This is a genomic window from Rhizobium ecuadorense, assembly GCF_001187535.1.
Taxonomy (GTDB): Bacteria; Pseudomonadota; Alphaproteobacteria; order Rhizobiales; family Rhizobiaceae; genus Rhizobium; species Rhizobium ecuadorense.
In genome coordinates, this window is record NZ_LFIO01000030.1 from 1 (window position 1) to 17502 (window position 17502).

Genomic DNA, 17502 nt, shown 5'->3' on the forward strand with positions numbered 1-17502 from the left:
AGGGCACGTCCCCTCGCCCCGTTTACGGGGAGAGGGTTAGGGTGAGGGGCAGCCATCGGCAGCTATCTCCGCCACTTTAGACAACGGTGCCGCCTGCCCGCAGGCGTCGCCGGGTTTGCCAAGTCAGGACAGGGAAGCCAATGAGCCCTATTGCCATCGAGGCCGACAGCCCGCCTCAAAGCAGAACGTTCATGCGCCGTTTCGCCGGCGCTCCCCTGCCCTGGATCATGCCCGTGATCGTCGTCATCGGCATATTCTACCTCTACCCCGTCATCGACGTTTTCCGGCTGTCCTTCACCAATGCGACGCTGATCGGCGACAATCAGGACTATACGCTGGGCTCGATCGTCAATGCGCTGAGCTCGCCGCAGCTGCCGGACATTTTATGGGCGACGCTGATCTTCGTCGGCGGCAGCGTCATCGGCCAGCAGATCCTCGGCCTTGCGGTCGCCGTCACGGTCATCCGCGGCGAAAAACGCGGCCTGTTCGGCACCACCATCCTGAGGACGACGGCGCTCGTCGCCTGGGTCGTGCCGGGCATTGCCGGCGGCATCATCTGGCAGATGCTGTTTTCCGAAGCGCCTTACGGCGCGCTGAACAGCATTCTGAGGCTGATACACATGCCGACCGTCGCCTGGCTTTCCGATCCGGCGATCGCGCCATGGTCGACGCTGATCTCCAACATCTGGCGCGGCACGGCCTTTTCGATGGTCGTCATGTATGCGGCGCTGAAGGCGATCGATCCCTCGCTCTATGAAGCGGCCGAAGTCGACGGCGCAACCGCATCGCAGCAGTTCTTCTTCGTCACCCTGCCGCAGCTGCGCGCCGCCATCCTCGTCAACATGATCCTGATCACCATCCAGACGGTGAACACTTTCGACGCGATCATCACGCTGACCGGCGGCGGGCCGGGCCGCGCGACCGAGGTTATCTCGCTCTACGTCTTCAACATCGTCTTCAGAAACTACGACCTCTCCGGCGGCAGCGTGCTCTCGGTGCTGATGCTGATCATCAGCCTCGGGCTTGCCTTCGTCTATGCGTCATTCCTGCCGAAGGAGGAAGAGCAATGAGCGGGAGGACCGGAACACGGCTCGGCGATGCCCTAAGCTATCTCTTCATGCTGGCGATGTTCGTCTTTTTCGCCGGCCCCCTCACCTATCTCCTGTCGATGGCGATGCGTGACAAGCGCGAGATCTACCGCGGCGCGGCGCGCTATATTCCTCAGAACCCCACCATCGACAATTTCATCACGGTGCTCAACAACAGCTATTTCCCGATCTATCTCTGGAACGGTCTGAAGCTCGCGGCCTTGAGCGGCTTCGGCGTGCTGATCGTGGCGCTGCCCGCGGCCTACGCCTTTTCCCGCTTCAATTTCCGCGGCAAGGGCCTCTCGATGATGGGGCTGCTGCTCTTCCAGATGATCTCGCCGCTTGTCATCATGGTGCCGCTCTACCGCTACATGAACCGGCTCGGCATGCTCGACACCCATTTTGCCGTCGTCATGGTCTACATCGCGCTCGGCGTTCCGCTGGCCACCTGGCTGTTGAAGAGCACGGTCGACGGCATTCCGCGCAGCCTCGACGAAGCCGCTATGATCGACGGCTGCAACCGCTTCTCGGTCTTCTGGCGCATCATCCTGCCCCTGTCGGCGCCGGGCATCGCCTCGGTCTTCATCATCACCGTCATTGCCGGCTGGTCGCAATTCCTGGTGCCTTTCCTGCTGCTCACCAAAAATGACCTGATGCCGATCGGCGTCGGAATCTTTAACTTCCGCGGCATGCAGACCGACTCGTCCATTCAGTTGCTTGCCGCCGCCTGCCTGATCTCCGTCGTTCCGGCGATCGTGGCCTTCCTGTCGCTCCAGAGGCTGATCCTCGGCGCGATGACCAGCGGCGCGGTGAAGGGATGAGGATCGGTTCAGTCTCGATGATTGATGAAGGATTCGACCCTATGAACCAGACACTCGGCGCCAGGCCCTCCCCCGATCTGACCGGCGCCAATGTCGAAGATGCCGGCGAGCATAACAGGGCGGTCGTCCTGCGCTGCATCCATCGCCAGGCGCCGATTTCGCGCGCCGAAATCGCCAGGCGCACCGGTTTCACCAAACCGGCGATCGCCCGCATCGTCGATCGGCTGCTGGATGAGGGGCTGATCATGGAAGCCCGCCGGCGGCATGGGCTCAGGGGCCAGCCGGCAATCGAACTTGAGATCAATCCGGATGCCTGCTTCGCGATCGGCATCAACATCGATCGCGACCACCTGACGATCCTGGCGGTCGACGCCGTCGGCAATGTCCGCGCCCGCGTGCACCACGAAAAGCGCTTCATCCTGCCGGCGGAATTCCTGCAACTGACATCGGATGCGATTTCGCATTTCCAGCGCAGCCGGCTGATCGACGATGCGCGGCTCGCCGGCATCGGCCTGGCGATGCCGGATTGGCTCGGCGAAATCTCCCTGCTCGGCAAGCCCAGGGCCTATCAGGAATGGACGGCATTCGATGTGCGCGCCGCACTGGAAAACCTGACGCAGCATCCCGTCTTCATCGAAAACGAAGCCAATGCCGCAGCCCTTGCCGAACTCGATTATGGCCTCGGCGCCGAGAGCAGCAGCTTCTTCTATATCGCCATCAACGCCTGCCCTGGCGGCGGTCTCGTGCTCGACGGCAACGGCCATCGCGGCGCCATGGGCCTCAGCGGCGAAATCGGCTGGCTTCCCATTGCCGACGGCAGCGACGAGAAGGCCCATAAGGTCCAGCTTCTCGGGGAAATATTCTCGCTGTTTTCCCTTTACGATTTTCTTGCCCGCCACGACATCGAGGTGAGTGTCCCGCACGATCTGCTGACGCTGGATGCGCATGGCAAGCGCCTGGTTTCGCAGTGGCTGAAGGAAATGAGCGCGCATCTGGCCGTCGCCGTCAAGCATATCGGCTTGATCGTCGATCCCGACGCCGTCCTCGTCGGCGGCCGGCTGCCGATCCGCATCGTCGACGAGCTGTTGCGTTATGTCCACGAACATCTCGACCCCGAGGACGCCAACCTGCCCTCGCTGCATCGCGCCTCGCTCGGCGAGGATGCGTCGGCCATGGGCGCGGCGGCCATGCCGATGGCGGCGGCCCTCATGCTCGCATCGGCCGATGCGGCTCAACGCACACGTTCGCCGCTGAAAAACATGGACCGCCTGAACAGCTGAAACGGCCGGATTTTGATGAAGATGGGAGGATTTTGATGAAGATCGGCTTTTACACCTCGACATTCAACGATCGCCCGCTTGAAGAAGTGGTGGATTTCGCCGCATCGGCGGGGTTCGATGCCATCGAAATCGATGTCGGCGGCCATATCAAGACGCCGGATCGGGTCGAGGCCGCCGTCGCGCTTGCCCGCAGCCGCAATCTCTTCGTCTCTTCGATCACCTATTTCGGCAATCAGCTCGATGCCGACCGCGACAAACGCCGGCAGCTCAGGGCAAGGACAGCCGATTTTGCCAGGGCGATCGGCGAGGCTGGCGTCCCGATCTTCGTGATCTTCCCCGGCCGCGACGACAGCGCCGGCGAAGATGCCAATTATGACGACTTCGCCGAATTCGCGAACGGGCTGATCGGAGAGACGCAATCCTCCGGCCTCATCTTCGCGATCGAAAACTGGCCGGGGCCCAGAGATAATTTCATCGGCACGACGCCAAGGGGATGGCAGGAGCTTTTCCGCAGGATCGAAGATCGCCGCTTCGGGCTGGAATTCGATCCCTCGCACCTCATCCGCATCGGCGTCGATCCCTATCGGGCGATGGAGGCGGTGAAAGACCGCATCGCCATTCTGCACGCCAAGGATACCGCGATCGACAAGGAGGTCCTGCAGGCTGTCGGCTATCACGGCAAGGGCTGGTGGCAATACAAGCTGCCGGGACTCGGCCTTCTCGACTGGCCGCGCTTCCTGCGCCAGGCGCGCGGCTTTGGCTTTGACGGCACGCTGTCGATCGAGCACGAGGACGCTGCTTACGGCTGGCCCGGCAAGGATCTGTCGGCGCGCAAGGAGGGCGAACGCCTCGGCCTCGATCATCTCAAAACGGTCCTGAACGGACTTTGACGGCGAATTCGGGAGGACTGTCATGGCCCATGTTTCGGTCAACAATGCGCGCAAGGATTACGGCGCGTTCAAAGCCATCAAAGGCGTATCGGTCGATATCGGCGACGGCGAGTTCGTCGTCCTCGTCGGCCCCTCGGGCTGCGGGAAATCCACGCTGCTCAGGATGATCGCCGGCCTGGAGGGCATCACCTCGGGGAAGATTCAGATCGGTAGGCATATCGTCAACGAGCTCGCGCCCAAGGATCGCGACATCGCCATGGTGTTCCAGAACTACGCGCTCTACCCGCACATGACGGTCGCCAAGAATATGGGTTTTTCCCTGCGGCTCAAACGCATGCCGAGGACGGAGATCGACCAGCGGGTCGGCAATGCCGCCAAGATCCTCGGCCTCGAAAATCTTCTCGAAAGATATCCGAAACAACTGTCGGGCGGCCAGAGGCAGCGTGTCGCCATGGGCCGGGCGATCGTACGCGACCCGGCCGTCTTCCTGTTCGACGAGCCGCTGTCGAACCTCGACGCCAAACTCAGGGTGCAGATGCGCTCGGAGATCAAGGAACTGCATCAGCGACTGCAGACGACCACCATCTACGTCACCCACGACCAGATCGAAGCCATGACCATGGCCGACAAGATCGTCGTCATGAAGGATGGTCTGATCGAGCAGTCGGGCTCGCCGCTGGAGCTCTACGACCGGCCGAACAATCTTTTCGTCGCCGGCTTCATCGGCTCGCCGGCAATGAATTTCATCCGGGGCGGCATGACGGAAGCCGGGTTCAAAACCGCCGACGGTCTGCTGCTGCCGAGTGAGCGCCGCCCGGGCGACGCCGTGACCTATGGCATTCGGCCTGAGCATATCAGGCTCGATCCCGACGGCATCGAGGTAACGACTGTCGTCGTGGAGCCGACGGGTTCGGAAACGCTTGTTATCGTTCGGTTGGGCACACAGACACTCACCTGCGTCTTTCGGGAACGGATCAGGGCCGCCCCCGGCGACGTGCTCAAGATCGCACCGGCCCATGATGCCGTTCACCTGTTTGCCGCCGACGAGCAGCGGATCACATCAGGCGAAGTCCCGCTCGAGTAAGCCCGCCGAATGCCCCCTCCCCTTCGGCCGGGTGGCGGCCGGGGGCGCGTAAGACGCGCCCCCGGCCCCGAAAACTCTTAACGCTTCACGAGACGGCCAAGTACTTGAACCAACGCCGAAAAGGTTAATATGCGTTAACCTTAAAATTCTTGGCCGGCATCGGAGAATCGCGGATAATAACGGTTAGAAGGACTTTTGATCCCGAAAATCGTTATCCGAAAGATTGCTGCCGATGAACGCTAATTTGACCGCCTTGAACAAGGCGCCGTTGCATTTCGAGGATCAGATCCTCGAGCATGGCGACGTGATTTCAAAGAAGCTGCATCTGCTCAGCGTGCAGCGCTTTCCACCCAATGCGAAGAAGACACTACGCAGTTTCTCCCTGGCGGAGGTCGCCAATTATGTCGGCGCCTCGCAAAGCACGCTGAAGAAGCTGCATCTCGAAGGCAAAGGCCCCTGCCCGCAGACCTCGCCTTCCGGGCGCCGCTCCTATAGCGCTGAGCAGATGCTGGAGCTGCGCCGCTATCTCGATGCGCACGGCCGCTCCGAGAGCCGCATGTATGTTCCCCATCGCCGCAGCCATGAGAAGCTGCAGGTCATCGCGGTCGTCAATTTCAAGGGCGGCTCGGGCAAGACGACGACCGCTGCCCATCTCGCCCAGCATCTGGCGCTGACCGGCCACCGCGTGCTTGCCGTCGATCTCGATCCGCAGGCATCGCTGTCATCTCTGCACGGCTTCCAGCCGGAATTCGACCAGGCCTCGTCGCTTTATGAAGCGATCCGCTACGACGGCGAGAAGAAGAAGCTCTCGGAGATCATCCATAAGACGAATTTTCCCGGCCTCGATATCGTGCCGGCCAATCTCGACCTGCAGGAATACGAATACGATACGCCGCTTGCCATGGCCGATAAGTCGAGCAATGACGGCAAGACCTTCTTCACCCGCATTTCGCGGGCGCTCGCCGAGGTCGATGACCGCTATGATGTCGTCGTCATCGATTGCCCGCCGCAACTCGGCTATCTCACGCTGACGGCGCTGACGGCGGCGACCAGCGTGCTGATCACCATTCATCCGCAGATGCTCGACGTCATGTCGATGGGCCAGTTCCTGCTGATGCTCGGCGGCATCCTGAAGCCGATCCGTGCAGCCGGCGCCGAAGTGAACCTCTCCTGGTATCGCTATCTCATCACCCGCTACGAACCAACAGACGTGCCGCAGGCGCAGATGGTCGGCTTCATGTCGACGATGTTCCACGAATTCATGCTGAAGCACCAGATGGTCAAGTCGACGGCGATCTCGGATGCCGGGATCACCAAGCAGACGCTCTATGAGGTCGAGCGGTCGTCGATGAACCGGGGAACCTATGACCGGGCGTTGGAGGCGATGGACGCCGTCAACACAGAGATCGCCGAGCTTATTCATCGGACATGGGGGCGGTGATTTGTCGGCTGACAAATTCGCTGTTTCCTTGAACCGAATCAATTGATTGACCGCAATCGGAGGACGTGATGGCACGAAAGAATCTGCTGGAAGGGCTAGCCGACATGCCTGACGAGAATGCAGGCGCGCCGAGCTATCCGATGCGCGGGGCAGGCCGCTCGCTCGTCCGCTCACTGGATGAGCTCGCCAAGCAGGCTGAAAAATTCCTGGAGGGCGAAGCGGTCGTCGATCTCGACCCCGATGTCGTCGAGGTCTCCTTCGTCAAGGACCGCCTGTCCGAGGATGACGAGGAATTCCGCGCGCTGGTCGAAGCGATCCGTGCGCACGGGCAGGATACGCCCATTCTGGTGCGCCCCCACACCAAGATTGACGGACACTATCAAGTCGTCTTCGGCCACCGGCGGCTGCGTGCCGCCCGCGAGCTCGGCCGCAATGTCAGGGCGGTCGTTAAGGTGGTCGACGACCGCACCCATGTCATCGCCCAGGGCCAGGAGAATTCGGCCCGCGCCGATCTCACCTTCATCGAGCGGGCGCTCTTCGCCGGGCGGCTGGAAGAACTCGGTTACGACAGGGAGGTCATTTCAACAGCCCTTGCCGCCAATGCGGCGTCGATCTCGAAGATGATTTCGGTGATGGATCGCATCTCGCCGGAGGTCGTCCAGGCGATCGGCCCAGCACCCGGCATCGGCCGCGAACGCTGGGTGGAGCTGTCGCTGCTCGCCGGCAAATCGGCCAATGCAGCAAGTGTCGCCCAGGTCTTGCAAGACGACAGCTTTCATCAGTTACCCTCCGACAAACGTTTCGAAACGCTCTATGCGGCGCTGAACAAAAGCGCGCGGCCGGTGAAGAAAACGGCAGCGGCAAGGAAGGTGAAATGGCAGCCGCTAGATAAGGCGGTCCAGGCGGAAATGAAGAATGACGGCAAGGCGTTCTCGCTCTCGATGAAGGCGAGGAATGCCGGCCGCTTCGGGGAATTTCTCTCCAGCAGGTTGGATGCGCTCTATGAGCAATTCCTCGCCGAGGAGAGCAAATAAGGAGACTGAAACCGCAAAAGAAAAAGGCCCCCAAACGACCTGAGTCGTGGAAGCCCTTCTCCTATCCTTAAGCAAGACAGAGAATCGCATTTTCACGAATCCCAGTCAAGAGTCCGGCAACGCCGCGCGTGCCTTTTCAGACACGTAAAAGACGCTGCAGCACTTTTCTCCTCGCATCGTTTCGGTGAGCGGATTTCTTTTGCCTGATTGAAGGTGAAGGAAATGGAGAGTGAATCTGTGACGACGCCCTTCGGGCGGCGGCCGATGACGCTTGGCATGCTGCTGAAACAGCGGCGCGGCGAAGCGATCGAGGCGGGGACGCGGCGCAACAAGTGGAAGCTGTTCAGATCGGTCTGCGAGGCCCGGGCGGGTCTCGGCGTCAGCGATCGGGCGCTGACGGTGCTCGATGCGCTGCTGACATTTTTTCCCGACGACGAGCTGTCCGGCGAAAAAGGACTGGTCGTCTTTCCCTCGAACATGCAGCTTTGCCTCAGGGCACGCGGCATGGCGGCCGCGACATTGCGCCGGCATCTCGCCGGTCTCGTCGAGGCCGGACTTATCTCCCGCAAGGACAGTCCGAACGGCAAGCGCTATATCCGCCGCAACAGGGAAGGCGGCGTCGACGAGGTCTATGGCTTCAGCCTGGCGCCGCTTCTTGCCCGCGCCACCGAGATCGAAACGATCGCCGCCCGCATTGCCGCCGCCAGGCAGATGCTGCGCGCAATGAAAGAGCGGCTGACGATCTGCCGGCGCGATATCGCCAAGCTCATCTCCGCCGCCATCGAGGAAGCACTTCCCGGCGACTGGGAGCGCATCTCTTCGATGTTTCATGCGCTGCTGGAGCACATCCCGAGGGTGGCAACGCCCGAAAACCTCGCGCCGATCCTGGAAGAGCTCGAGACAGTGCGCCGCGACATCATCAATACATTGGAATCACAAGATAAAAATCAATTATCGAGCACCAATGAATCCCGAATTGAGCACCACATACAGAATTCGAATCCCGAATCCATATCTGAATCTGAACCGGGCTTGGAAGCGAGGCAGGAGGCGAACCGGCATCACCAGCCGAGGGCAGGACTGGAAAGGCGCGAGCCAAAAATGGCCGGCAAGGACGGGGAGGGATCGCCGGCCACTGCCCGGACAAATGCCGGAGGATTGAAATCCGTCCCGCTCGGCACGGTTCTCCAGGCCTGCCCCGATATTATCGACTACGGGCCAGGCGGGGCGGTCGCCAGCTGGCGGGACCTGATGATGGCGGCGATGGTCGTGCGCTCGATGCTGGCCGTCAGCGCATCGGCCTATGAGGAAGCGGCGAGGGTGATGGGACCCGAGAACGCCGCCGCCGTCATGGCCTGCATTCTGCAGCGGGGAGGGCGCATCAACTCCGCTGGCGGCTATCTCAGGGACCTGACGCGACGCGCCGAACGCGGCGAATTTGCACTCGGTCCTATGCTGATGGCGCTGTTGCGGTCGCAGGACTCGTTGTGTCAGCCGGTTGGCGCGTCGACCCGAAGTCGGGAACAGAGCGCCGCTCACGCCGCGTCGCGATAGATCCCCGTGCCGGAGGCCCTGCCCAGTTCGAACTGGGTGACCAGTTCGCGCAGGCGTTCGGCCTCGCCGGCCAGCGTCACGCTGGCCGCCGTGGTTTCCTCCACCATCGCGGCATTCTGCTGGGTCACCTGGTCGAGCTGGTGCATGGCCGCATTGACTTCCGACAGGTTGGTCGACTGCTCGCGCGCCGCGCCTGCCAGTGCTTCCATGAACCGGTTGATATCGACGATGAAGCGGCCGATGTCGCCAAGGGCGGCGCCGGTCTGGCTGACCAGTTCGACACCGGTGCTGACCTTGGCGGACGACCGCCCGATCAACTCCTTGATCTCCTTGGCTGCCTGGGCCGAGCGTTGCGCCAGTTCGCGCACTTCCTGGGCAACGACGGCGAAACCCTTGCCGGCCTCGCCGGCCCGGGCCGCCTCGACGCCGGCATTGAGCGCCAGGAGGTTGGTCTGGAAGGCAATCTGGTCGATGACGGCGATGATATTGTTGATCTGCTTGGACGATTCTTCGATCTGGCCCATGGCCTCGACCGTCTGGGCCACCACCTTGCCTGAAGCCACGGCGCTGCGATTGGCGCTGTCGGCGACACCGCGAGCCTCATCGGCGATCTTGGAGGCTTCCGACACCTTGGCGGTGACGGCGCTCAGCGCCGCAGCGGTCTGTTCGAGCGTCGCCGCCTGCCGCTCGGTGCGGCCGGAGAGTTCGTTGGAGCCGTTGCTGATCTCACGGGTGCCGGAATTGATGATCGATACACTTTCGGAGACGGAAAGCAGCGTGCCGCCAAGCTGCTCGACGGAGGCGTTGAAATCATGTCGGAGCGGTTCGAACTCCGGCGCGAACCGCTCCGAGAGCTTGAAAGCGAGGTCGCCCTCCGCGAGCCGCTTCAACCCAGCCGCCAGCCCCGACGTGGCGACCGTCAGCCGCTCGGCCGCGCTGGCCTCCGCCTGCTCCTGATCCGCCAGCCGGTTTGCTTCCGCCAGCCGCCGGTTCTCCTCGGCCTCAGTTTCGAGCCGGGTTCGGGCGATGGCATTCTGACGGAAGACTTCCACCGAACCGGCCATCAGGCCGATCTCGTCGCGGCGCCCGGCATAGGGGATCGCCTTGTCGGTTTCGCCGCCTGCGAGCGCCTGCATGGATTGGGTGATGCGCTGGATCGGGCGCGACACATGCCGGGCGATGGCGATCAGAATGCCGAGGCCGATGATCGCCGCAAGGCCCGCTAAGGCCAATTCGATTTCGATCTTCGTCTCCAGCGCGCTGCCGGCGTCGGCCACACTCTCCGTCGCGATCTTATCGACGATGGCGTTGACGGCGCTAATCCCGCTCAGGATCGCCTGCTGCGACCGCGCCAGCTTTTCGTCCGTCGGAACCTCGTCAGCCTGCTGCAGGCCGAGACTGATCCTGACATCCTTTTCCCAGACTTCATGCGCCTGGCCGAGTGATCGTACGCCTTCGGTCAGCGAAGCTGCGAGATCGATGCGGCCAAGCTCATCGAGCGATTGCGAGAGCGCGCCGTCGGTTGCGTCGAACTCGGCCTTGACCTCGGTCGCCGGCACGAAATTGGTCATCGACAGCACCCGGTCGACGACTGACGTGGCCTGTCTGAACTGCTGTTCGATATGCGCGGAGACCAGCTTGGCGTTCACCGCCTCCTGCACCACCGCGGCGACCCGGGTCTGGCCGGTGATTGCCTGGTAGCCGATCAGGAATGCGCTGCCGAAGCCGACGACGATGGTGGCCACCATGGGGATGAGAATCTGCATGCGGATGGAGAATTTCATTGCCTGCACCTCAGTTCGGCAGCGTCGGCAAGGGGATGTCTTGCTTTTCGGCGGTCAACGTTCCCAGAAAGGCGATCAGATCCTTGGTCTCCTCTTCCGTCAGCAGGAAGGGCGACATGTCAGGATCGAGCGACGGGCGACTGACGCCGCCGCTTTCGTAATGGACGATCACCTCGTCCATGCTCTTCAGGCTGCCGTCGTGCATATAGGGACCGCGGTAGAGCGTGTTGCGCAGGCCAGGTGTCTTGAAGGCGTATTTATTCCCAGGGCTGCTCGCGTCGATCTTGTAGCGGCCGATATCATCACTCGGCAGGCCGATGTCATGGAACTTGTTGTCGGTGAAATTCCAGCCCGAATGGCAGGCGGAACAGCCGGCCGTGCCGGTGAACAGCTCGAAGCCGCGCTTGGCGCTGTCGGAGACCGCTTTCTCGTCGCCATCCACCCAGCGGTCGAAGGGCGACCAGTTGGAAACCACCGTCCGCTCATAGGTGGCGATCGCCGTCAGCAGCGTCTCCTTGCTGATGCCCTTGTCGGGGAAGACCTCGCCGAACCACTTCTTGTAATCGGGTATGTCCTGCATTTCGCTCACGGCATCGTCGAGCTTGCCGTTCATCTCGGCGGCAGCGGTGATCGGGCCTGCCGCCTGCTCCTCCAGGTTCGGCGCGCGGCCGTCCCAGAAGAAGGGCGTGACCCAGGCAACGTTCAGAACCGTCGGCGCCTGGCGCCCGAGCGCGGTATTGGCCGCGCCGATCGGCGTCTTCACGGGCGTCTCGAAGCCGAAGGACGGGTTATGACAGCTGGCGCAGGTCATGTTCTTGTTGCCGGAAAGCCGGGGGTCGAAGAACAGCATCTTGCCGAGCGTCGCCAATTGCGGGGAATAGGCCGTCACTCCCTGGAAAGGAACCGTCAGCGGCCGTTTATAGGCGGTAAGGTCGGCGGCCGCGCCGGGCTGGACCGCGGCCAATGCGAAGAGGGAAGCTGCAATCAGGAAACGCATCGTTCTAGCAAGTCCAAACCGGTTCTGGTTGGTGCTAAAATTAGCGCAATTCCATTAATGCTCTGTAAAGCAAAATATACCTGAGGACTACACGAAGGTTTTGATGAGTCGACATGGCGATCGTTTACAGACCGCCGAACAAGCGGCGCTCTATTCCTCGATCCAGCACTATGCGAATCTAGCTGACGGCGTTCCTTTTACCGAGAAGGGCCGCGCGGATCTGTTCGCTTTTGCTCAGCAGGGGTGGGGGAGCCGGTGCGGGCTGCTCGAGCACTTCAGCCTTGCCGGTGCTCTGCTTCAGGCTCAAGAAGCGCTTTTGCGCGACGAGCCGGTCTTCGGGCGACAGCGGTTCGACGGGTTCGCCGGCAAGGTCATGGCGCATGGAATCGGGCTGGGCGCTGGCGAAATAGTAGCGCCGGCAGTGGACATAGGCGGCGGTCGCCCGCCGCAGCGTCGTCACGCCGGCGTCAGGCTTCAGGAGCGGACGGAGTTCGCTGAAAAGGCCGACGGCAAAGGGAAGGATCGGATCTCCCGCTTTGGCCGGGAGCACGGCGACCGGCCGGATCAACAGCATGTTGATCGCGGTTGCCTTCTCCACGTCGAGCTCGGTTGCCGCAATCGGTCCGCGGCTGATCTTCCAGGGCTTGTCCATGCGTCCTCCATGTAACGTCCATAGCGACCGACTGTGATGGTATCTTGACGGACAGGGCGAGCAATGGAAGTCGCACATCGGCGGTCCGGCTGCAAGCCGCTCGCAAGCGGTGCGGGAACTCCGTGGCGAAATCGCCTTTTCCCGGGCTGATATCACCCGGCCTTCGGCATGCCGCTCCATCTAATCGTTTTTATCGCAGAATATGCATTGACCTCCAGCATCGATTACAGTCCTTATCCGCGCCCAAGATGGAGTGACCGGCCGCGGGGAGGATATATGCGGGTTTTCTCGAGCATTGACGAGCTGCGCCACACGCTCGATGCGCTGAAGCGGCAGGGGCGCACCGTCGGCCTCGTGCCGACGATGGGATATCTTCATGCCGGCCATATGGAACTCGTCACGCGCGCCCGGGCCGAGAACGACATCGTCGTCGTCTCGATTTTCGTCAATCCGCTGCAGTTCGGCCCGGCCGAAGACCTGAGCAAATATCCGCGCGATCTGGAACGCGACGCAGCCATGCTGAAGCAGGCCGGAGTCAATTTCCTTTTTTCGCCCGGCGTCGAGGATATGTATCCCCGGCCGATGCTGACCGTGGTCGACGTTCCCGATCTCGGGCACGAGCTCGAAGGGGCGGTTCGGCCCGGACACTTTGCCGGTGTCGCCACCGTCGTCAACAAGCTTTTCAACATCGTGCAGCCGCAGACCGCCTATTTCGGCGAAAAGGACTACCAGCAGGTCGTCATCATCAAACGCATGGTGGATGATCTGGCTGTGCCGGTGCGGGTGATATCGGTGCCGACGGTCAGGGACGGTGACGGCCTCGCATTGTCGTCGCGCAATGTCTATCTCAATGCTGAGGAGCGGCGTGCCGCAGCGATCGTCCCGCGGACCCTCGACGAGGCCGAGCGCCTGGTTGCCGACGGCCTGACGGATGCCAAGAAATTGGAAGTCAAGCTCACGGAATTCCTCGGTCGCGAACCTCTGGCAAAGCCTGAAGTCGTCGCCGTCAGAGACGCTTCGACGCTTGAGCCGGTCAGCTCGATCGATGACCCTGTCGTCGTGGCGCTTTTCGTTCGGTTCGGCTCGACGCGGCTGCTCGACAACCGGGTGGTCCGCAACAACCGGATTGCCGGGGTTATCGGCGGGAAGGGCAAGCCGGGAAAGGGAGTGACGAAATGAGCGCCACCGGATTTCAAAAACGCCTGACGCCGACGCGCATCTGCGCCATGAAGGGTGGCAAGCCGATCGTCTGCCTGACCGCCTATACGACGCCGATGGCGCGCTTGCTCGATGAGCATTGCGACCTGCTGCTGGTCGGGGATTCGCTCGGCATGGTACTCTACGGCATGGAGACCACCATCGGCGTCACGCTCGACATGATGATCGCCCATGGCAAGGCTGTCATGCGCGGTGTCTCCAAGGCCTGCGTCGTCGTCGACATGCCATTCGGCAGTTATCAGGAATCGAAAGAGATTGCCTTCCGCAATGCCGTCCGCATCCTGCAGGAAACCGGCTGCGATGCCGTCAAGCTGGAGGGCGGCGAGGAGATGGCCGAGACCATCGCCTTTCTGACGAAGCGAGGCGTCCCGGTCATGGGGCATATCGGCCTGATGCCGCAGCAGGTTCATACCGCCGGAGGCTATCGTTCCGTCGGCCACTCGGAACACGAGACGTCGAAGATCCGGCGCGACGCGCATGCCATCGGCGGCTCGGGCGCCTTTGCGGCCGTCATCGAAGGCACAGTGGAGCCGCTTGCCCGGGAGGTGACTTCAGCCATGCACATACCGACCATCGGTATCGGCGCCTCTTCGGCCTGCGACGGCCAGGTTCTGGTGTCGGACGACATTCTGGGGCTCTTCAACGATTTCACCCCGCGTTTCGTCAAGCGTTACGACGAGCTCGGCAAGAGGATCGCAGCGGCTGCCGCAGCCTATGCCGACGAAGTCCGGTCGCGAAAATTTCCGGCAGCCGAGCATACGTTCAAGCGGCGCCCTTAAGGCGAGGGGCTGGGCCCGGATGCATGCGGCCGGCGCGTCGATCGATACGCGCCACAGAGCGGGTCCGATGCTCGTTTTGAGAGCCCGGCGGGGTGACGCCACCCACTCGAAGCCTTCCCGGCGAAGGCGATGATGCGCGTCGATCAGCGCAAAGATATCCAGAATTAGAGCGGTCTATACGATTCGCGCCAGAAAATTCCCCCTATCGTTCCCGCACGGCCCGGCATTTCCTGGTCGTTAACGGTGCCGCCGTAGCCCTGCCTCGGGAGGACATGAGAAAACCAAAGATATTTTGAGCCGATCCATATGACACGCCGTTTCTTTTCCCTTTCCCGCCTGACCGAGAATCGCGACGGAGCCGTCGCAATCATCTTCATTTTGGTCGCGGTGCCTCTGCTTCTCGCGGTCGGCGCCTCCATCGATTTCATCAGAGCTTACAACGATCGAATAGATTTGCAGTCGGCCGCGGATTCCGCGGTGCTCGCGGCGGCATCGAAATATAAGCATGGGATGCCGGAGGCGAACATCTCGAACACGGTCAACGCCTTCCTGTCGGCGAATGGAGCGCCCAAGACAGCCGTTGCCGGCAAACCGGAAGTGTCGAGCGATGAAGCGGAACTATGCCTCGACGTCGCGGACGCCGTCCCCACCACCTTCATGCAAGTGGCCAATATCCAGTCCGTTCCGATCAGTATCAGGTCCTGCGCGGCCTTGCCGGGGGTGAAGCAATTGGAGATCGCGCTGGTTCTCGACGTGTCGAGTTCGATGATCGAGGAGAACCGTTTCGCACCGATGCAAACCGCGGTCGCCGGCTTTCTGCAGGCCTTCTCATCCAACGCCGCGCTCGTCGACAAAACCAAAATCTCGGTCGTGCCTTTTTCCAGCCGCGTCAACATCGGCATGGGAAATACGGCCTGGCTTCAATCGTATAATGGAGCAGCGGCGGTTCCCAAACGCTGGACCGATCCGAAATCCGTCTACACTTCCTCCAGCTATAAGCTCGGTTATTGGATCGACGGCGTTACGCCGGTTATGTCCACGTCCACAAATTACTACTGGATGGGTTGCATCGAGCCCCGCGCGGATGTCGATGTCAAGGATGCCGGCGCGATCGGTACTGACGGCATGAGCGATGCGCCGCCGAGCACAGCCGCCTTCGTCGCCATGGACGCCAATCCCAAATCGGGAACCAGTTTCTGTCCGCCGCCGATCACGCCGCTGACCGGCGACTTCACCTATCTGAAAAACGTCGTGACCCAGCTGACATCCGAAGGCTCCACCCGCCTGGACGCCGGCGTGGTCGCGGGATGGTACACCTTGTCGCCGAAATGGAAGGGCGTGTGGGGAGACAAGTCCTCGCCGGCGGTCGCATCCGATTCCGTGCAGAAAGTCATGGTGTTCATGACCGACGGCGAGATGAACACGAAATATGACCCAAGCGGCAAGTTCGATTGGATCTGCTCTCAATCGCCATCGTCAGCCTGCAACAAGGTGGCCACCTCCGCGATGCAGGCCGCATGCTCGGCGATGAAGAAGAGCGGCATCGAAATCTATACGCTGTCTTATAGCAGCGATGCCGATGTGGTGAACATTCGCAACTGCGCCACCAATTCCGCACATTTTTTCACCGCATCGCCGGCCACCATCAAGACCGTCTACGAGACGATCGCCGCTGCCATTCGCGGGGATACGTTACGGCTCACGCAGTAATCGCGGAGGCTGACGCTTGCGGCTCAAGACCCCTCCCCAACCCCTCCCCACAAGGGGAGGGGCTAATGTGCCGCACCGTTTCACGTAGCCTCGACTATAGCAATCCGTTGAACGGTCGCGGCGAGCAAGTCCTCGCCTTTTGGTCTCCGCCTGGGCCGCAGATTAAGTCCCTCCCCCTTGTGGGGAGGGGTTGGGGAGGGGTCTTCGTTACAAACAAAACCCATCATCCATCACCCCCAGCATACTGCCCTCGCATCGCCTCCGCCGAGCGGCGAACCGCCTCGGAAACCTGCAGTAGCTGCTTGGCCATCGGCGTCGAATTGCGCCAGACCATGCCGATCGTTCGCGACGGCTGCGGAGACGGGAAGCGGGAGATCGAAACCTGCGCCGAGCGTGTTTCGATCGGAACCGCCATCTCCGGGATCAAGGTGATGCCGATCCCTGCGCTGACCATCTGGACCAGGGTGGAGAGCGAGCTGCCTTCCATCACTTCGCGCGGGCGCGCCGGCCCGATCTTGCAGAACGACAGCGCCTGATCGCGGAAGCAGTGGCCTTCTTCGAGCAGCAGCAACCGCATTTCGCGCAGCGCCTCGCGTTCGGGCACCGGCTTGCCCTCGTCTTCGGGCCGCCGCACCAGCACGAACTCCTCCTTGAAGAGTTCGAGCTCGGTCAGCGACGGTTCCGACACCGGCAGCGCGACGATCGCCGTATCCAGCTGGCCTTGCGCCAGCTCCTGAACCAGCTTTGCCGTCTGCGTCTCGCGCACTTCGATCTGAATGCCGGCGAAACTTTTGTTCAGATCGTTTATGATGACCGGAAGCAGATAGGGGGCGATCGTCGGGATGATGCCGATGCGCAGCCGCGTCAGGAAGGAATCGCGTGAGGCCCGCGCCAATTCCCCCAGCTCGTCCACGGCGCGCAGGATCTCGCGGACCCTGAGAGCGAAGGTCTGGCCGAAGGCCGTCAGCTTCACCTCGCGCGCGCTGCGCTCGAAAAGCTCGCTGCCCAACTCCTGCTCAAGTTCTTTGATCTGCATGGAGAGGGCCGGCTGGGAAATCGCGCAGGCGTCGGCCGCGCGCCGGAAGCGGCCATCCCTTGCCAGGGCTTCAAAATAACGCAGCTGTTTGAGGGTCAGGTTCTTCATAAGTTCAGCTTATCGCAGCAATCAGT

Annotated in this window: 15 protein-coding genes; 11 read left to right on the forward strand and 4 right to left on the reverse strand. The window is 61.8% G+C overall.

Annotated features, from left to right (window positions below; genetic code table 11):
- Nucleotides 1-140: 140 nt before the first annotated feature.
- The 8 genes from AF337_RS01765 (at nucleotide 141) to repC (ending at nucleotide 9192) form a co-directional block, all read left to right on the forward strand.
- A complete protein-coding gene (locus tag AF337_RS01765; RefSeq protein ID WP_049730798.1) occupies nucleotides 141-1070 on the forward strand; it encodes a carbohydrate ABC transporter permease in 930 nt (309 codons plus the stop codon).
- Nucleotides 1067-1909: a carbohydrate ABC transporter permease gene (locus tag AF337_RS01770; RefSeq protein WP_049730799.1), complete on the forward strand. Its 843-nt coding sequence runs from the start codon at nucleotides 1067-1069 to the stop codon at nucleotides 1907-1909. The genes AF337_RS01765 and AF337_RS01770 overlap by 4 nt, the downstream gene beginning before the upstream one ends.
- Nucleotides 1910-1950: 41 nt before the next feature.
- Complete coding sequence (locus AF337_RS01775; protein ID WP_049730829.1) at nucleotides 1951-3189, forward strand: ROK family transcriptional regulator; 1239 nt, start codon at nucleotides 1951-1953, stop codon at nucleotides 3187-3189.
- A gap of 35 nt (nucleotides 3190-3224) precedes the next feature.
- Nucleotides 3225-4079 (forward strand): sugar phosphate isomerase/epimerase family protein, encoded by an 855-nt coding sequence (locus AF337_RS01780; RefSeq protein WP_049730800.1) that lies wholly within the window; start codon nucleotides 3225-3227, stop codon nucleotides 4077-4079.
- Between the two features lie 22 nt (nucleotides 4080-4101).
- On the forward strand, nucleotides 4102-5163 hold the full coding sequence (locus AF337_RS01785; RefSeq protein ID WP_049730801.1) for an ABC transporter ATP-binding protein: 1062 nt from the start codon (nucleotides 4102-4104) through the stop codon (nucleotides 5161-5163).
- Nucleotides 5164-5395: 232 nt separating this feature from the next.
- Nucleotides 5396-6604, forward strand: a complete 1209-nt coding sequence (gene repA, locus AF337_RS01790) for a plasmid partitioning protein RepA (protein WP_049730802.1) — start codon at nucleotides 5396-5398, stop codon at nucleotides 6602-6604.
- 68 nt (nucleotides 6605-6672) lie between these two features.
- The gene (repB, locus tag AF337_RS01795) at nucleotides 6673-7638 is read left to right on the forward strand and encodes a plasmid partitioning protein RepB (protein WP_049730803.1); all 966 of its coding nucleotides are present in this window, start codon (nucleotides 6673-6675) and stop codon (nucleotides 7636-7638) included.
- Nucleotides 7639-7860: 222 nt separating this feature from the next.
- Nucleotides 7861-9192: a plasmid replication protein RepC gene (repC, locus tag AF337_RS01800; RefSeq protein ID WP_082336726.1), complete on the forward strand. Its 1332-nt coding sequence runs from the start codon at nucleotides 7861-7863 to the stop codon at nucleotides 9190-9192.
- Here repC and AF337_RS01805 read toward each other — a convergent pair.
- From AF337_RS01805 to AF337_RS01815, 3 genes are all read right to left on the reverse strand, one after another.
- On the reverse strand, nucleotides 9174-10976 hold the full coding sequence (locus AF337_RS01805; protein ID WP_049730804.1) for a methyl-accepting chemotaxis protein: 1803 nt from the start codon (nucleotides 10974-10976) through the stop codon (nucleotides 9174-9176). The two genes, repC and AF337_RS01805, sit on opposite strands and share 19 nt — an antisense overlap.
- A 10-nt stretch (nucleotides 10977-10986) precedes the next feature.
- Nucleotides 10987-11973, reverse strand: coding sequence for a cytochrome-c peroxidase (locus AF337_RS01810; RefSeq protein ID WP_049730805.1), 987 nt, complete (start codon nucleotides 11971-11973; stop codon nucleotides 10987-10989).
- A gap of 178 nt (nucleotides 11974-12151) precedes the next feature.
- Nucleotides 12152-12625 (reverse strand): ProQ/FINO family protein, encoded by a 474-nt coding sequence (locus AF337_RS01815; protein WP_049730806.1) that lies wholly within the window; start codon nucleotides 12623-12625, stop codon nucleotides 12152-12154.
- A gap of 276 nt (nucleotides 12626-12901) precedes the next feature.
- On the opposite strand from AF337_RS01815, the gene panC reads away from it, so the two are divergent.
- The 3 genes from panC (at nucleotide 12902) to AF337_RS01830 (ending at nucleotide 16332) form a co-directional block, all read left to right on the forward strand.
- Nucleotides 12902-13804: a pantoate--beta-alanine ligase gene (gene panC / locus AF337_RS01820; RefSeq protein WP_049730807.1), complete on the forward strand. Its 903-nt coding sequence runs from the start codon at nucleotides 12902-12904 to the stop codon at nucleotides 13802-13804.
- A complete protein-coding gene (gene panB / locus AF337_RS01825; RefSeq protein WP_049730808.1) occupies nucleotides 13801-14622 on the forward strand; it encodes a 3-methyl-2-oxobutanoate hydroxymethyltransferase in 822 nt (273 codons plus the stop codon). Before panC ends, panB begins: the two co-directional genes overlap by 4 nt.
- Nucleotides 14623-14928: 306 nt before the next feature.
- Entirely contained in the window at nucleotides 14929-16332 is a 1404-nt protein-coding gene (locus tag AF337_RS01830) for a pilus assembly protein TadG-related protein (protein ID WP_244471155.1), read from the forward strand.
- A gap of 223 nt (nucleotides 16333-16555) precedes the next feature.
- Here AF337_RS01830 and AF337_RS01835 read toward each other — a convergent pair whose 3' ends face one another.
- A complete protein-coding gene (locus tag AF337_RS01835) occupies nucleotides 16556-17476 on the reverse strand; it encodes a hydrogen peroxide-inducible genes activator (protein WP_049730810.1) in 921 nt (306 codons plus the stop codon).
- Nucleotides 17477-17502: the final 26 nt, after the last annotated feature.

Bases quoted from the DNA above. Each gene is read 5' to 3' on its own strand.
- repA (WP_049730802.1), top strand. From the start codon at position 5,396: ATGAACGCTAATTTGACCGCCTTGAACAAGGCGCCGTTGCATTTCGAG.
- repB (WP_049730803.1), top strand. From the start codon at position 6,673: ATGGCACGAAAGAATCTGCTGGAAGGGCTAGCCGACATGCCTGACGAG.
- repC (WP_082336726.1), top strand. From the start codon at position 7,861: ATGGAGAGTGAATCTGTGACGACGCCCTTCGGGCGGCGGCCGATGACG.
- AF337_RS01780 (WP_049730800.1), top strand. From the start codon at position 3,225: ATGAAGATCGGCTTTTACACCTCGACATTCAACGATCGCCCGCTTGAA.
- AF337_RS01810 (WP_049730805.1), bottom strand. From the start codon at position 11,973: ATGCGTTTCCTGATTGCAGCTTCCCTCTTCGCATTGGCCGCGGTCCAG.
- AF337_RS01830 (WP_244471155.1), top strand. From the start codon at position 14,929: ATGACACGCCGTTTCTTTTCCCTTTCCCGCCTGACCGAGAATCGCGAC.
- panB (WP_049730808.1), top strand. From the start codon at position 13,801: ATGAGCGCCACCGGATTTCAAAAACGCCTGACGCCGACGCGCATCTGC.
- panC (WP_049730807.1), top strand. From the start codon at position 12,902: ATGCGGGTTTTCTCGAGCATTGACGAGCTGCGCCACACGCTCGATGCG.
- AF337_RS01775 (WP_049730829.1), top strand. From the start codon at position 1,951: ATGAACCAGACACTCGGCGCCAGGCCCTCCCCCGATCTGACCGGCGCC.
- AF337_RS01835 (WP_049730810.1), bottom strand. From the start codon at position 17,476: ATGAAGAACCTGACCCTCAAACAGCTGCGTTATTTTGAAGCCCTGGCA.
- AF337_RS01815 (WP_049730806.1), bottom strand. From the start codon at position 12,625: ATGGACAAGCCCTGGAAGATCAGCCGCGGACCGATTGCGGCAACCGAG.
- AF337_RS01805 (WP_049730804.1), bottom strand. From the start codon at position 10,976: ATGAAATTCTCCATCCGCATGCAGATTCTCATCCCCATGGTGGCCACC.
- AF337_RS01770 (WP_049730799.1), top strand. From the start codon at position 1,067: ATGAGCGGGAGGACCGGAACACGGCTCGGCGATGCCCTAAGCTATCTC.
- AF337_RS01765 (WP_049730798.1), top strand. From the start codon at position 141: ATGAGCCCTATTGCCATCGAGGCCGACAGCCCGCCTCAAAGCAGAACG.
- AF337_RS01785 (WP_049730801.1), top strand. From the start codon at position 4,102: ATGGCCCATGTTTCGGTCAACAATGCGCGCAAGGATTACGGCGCGTTC.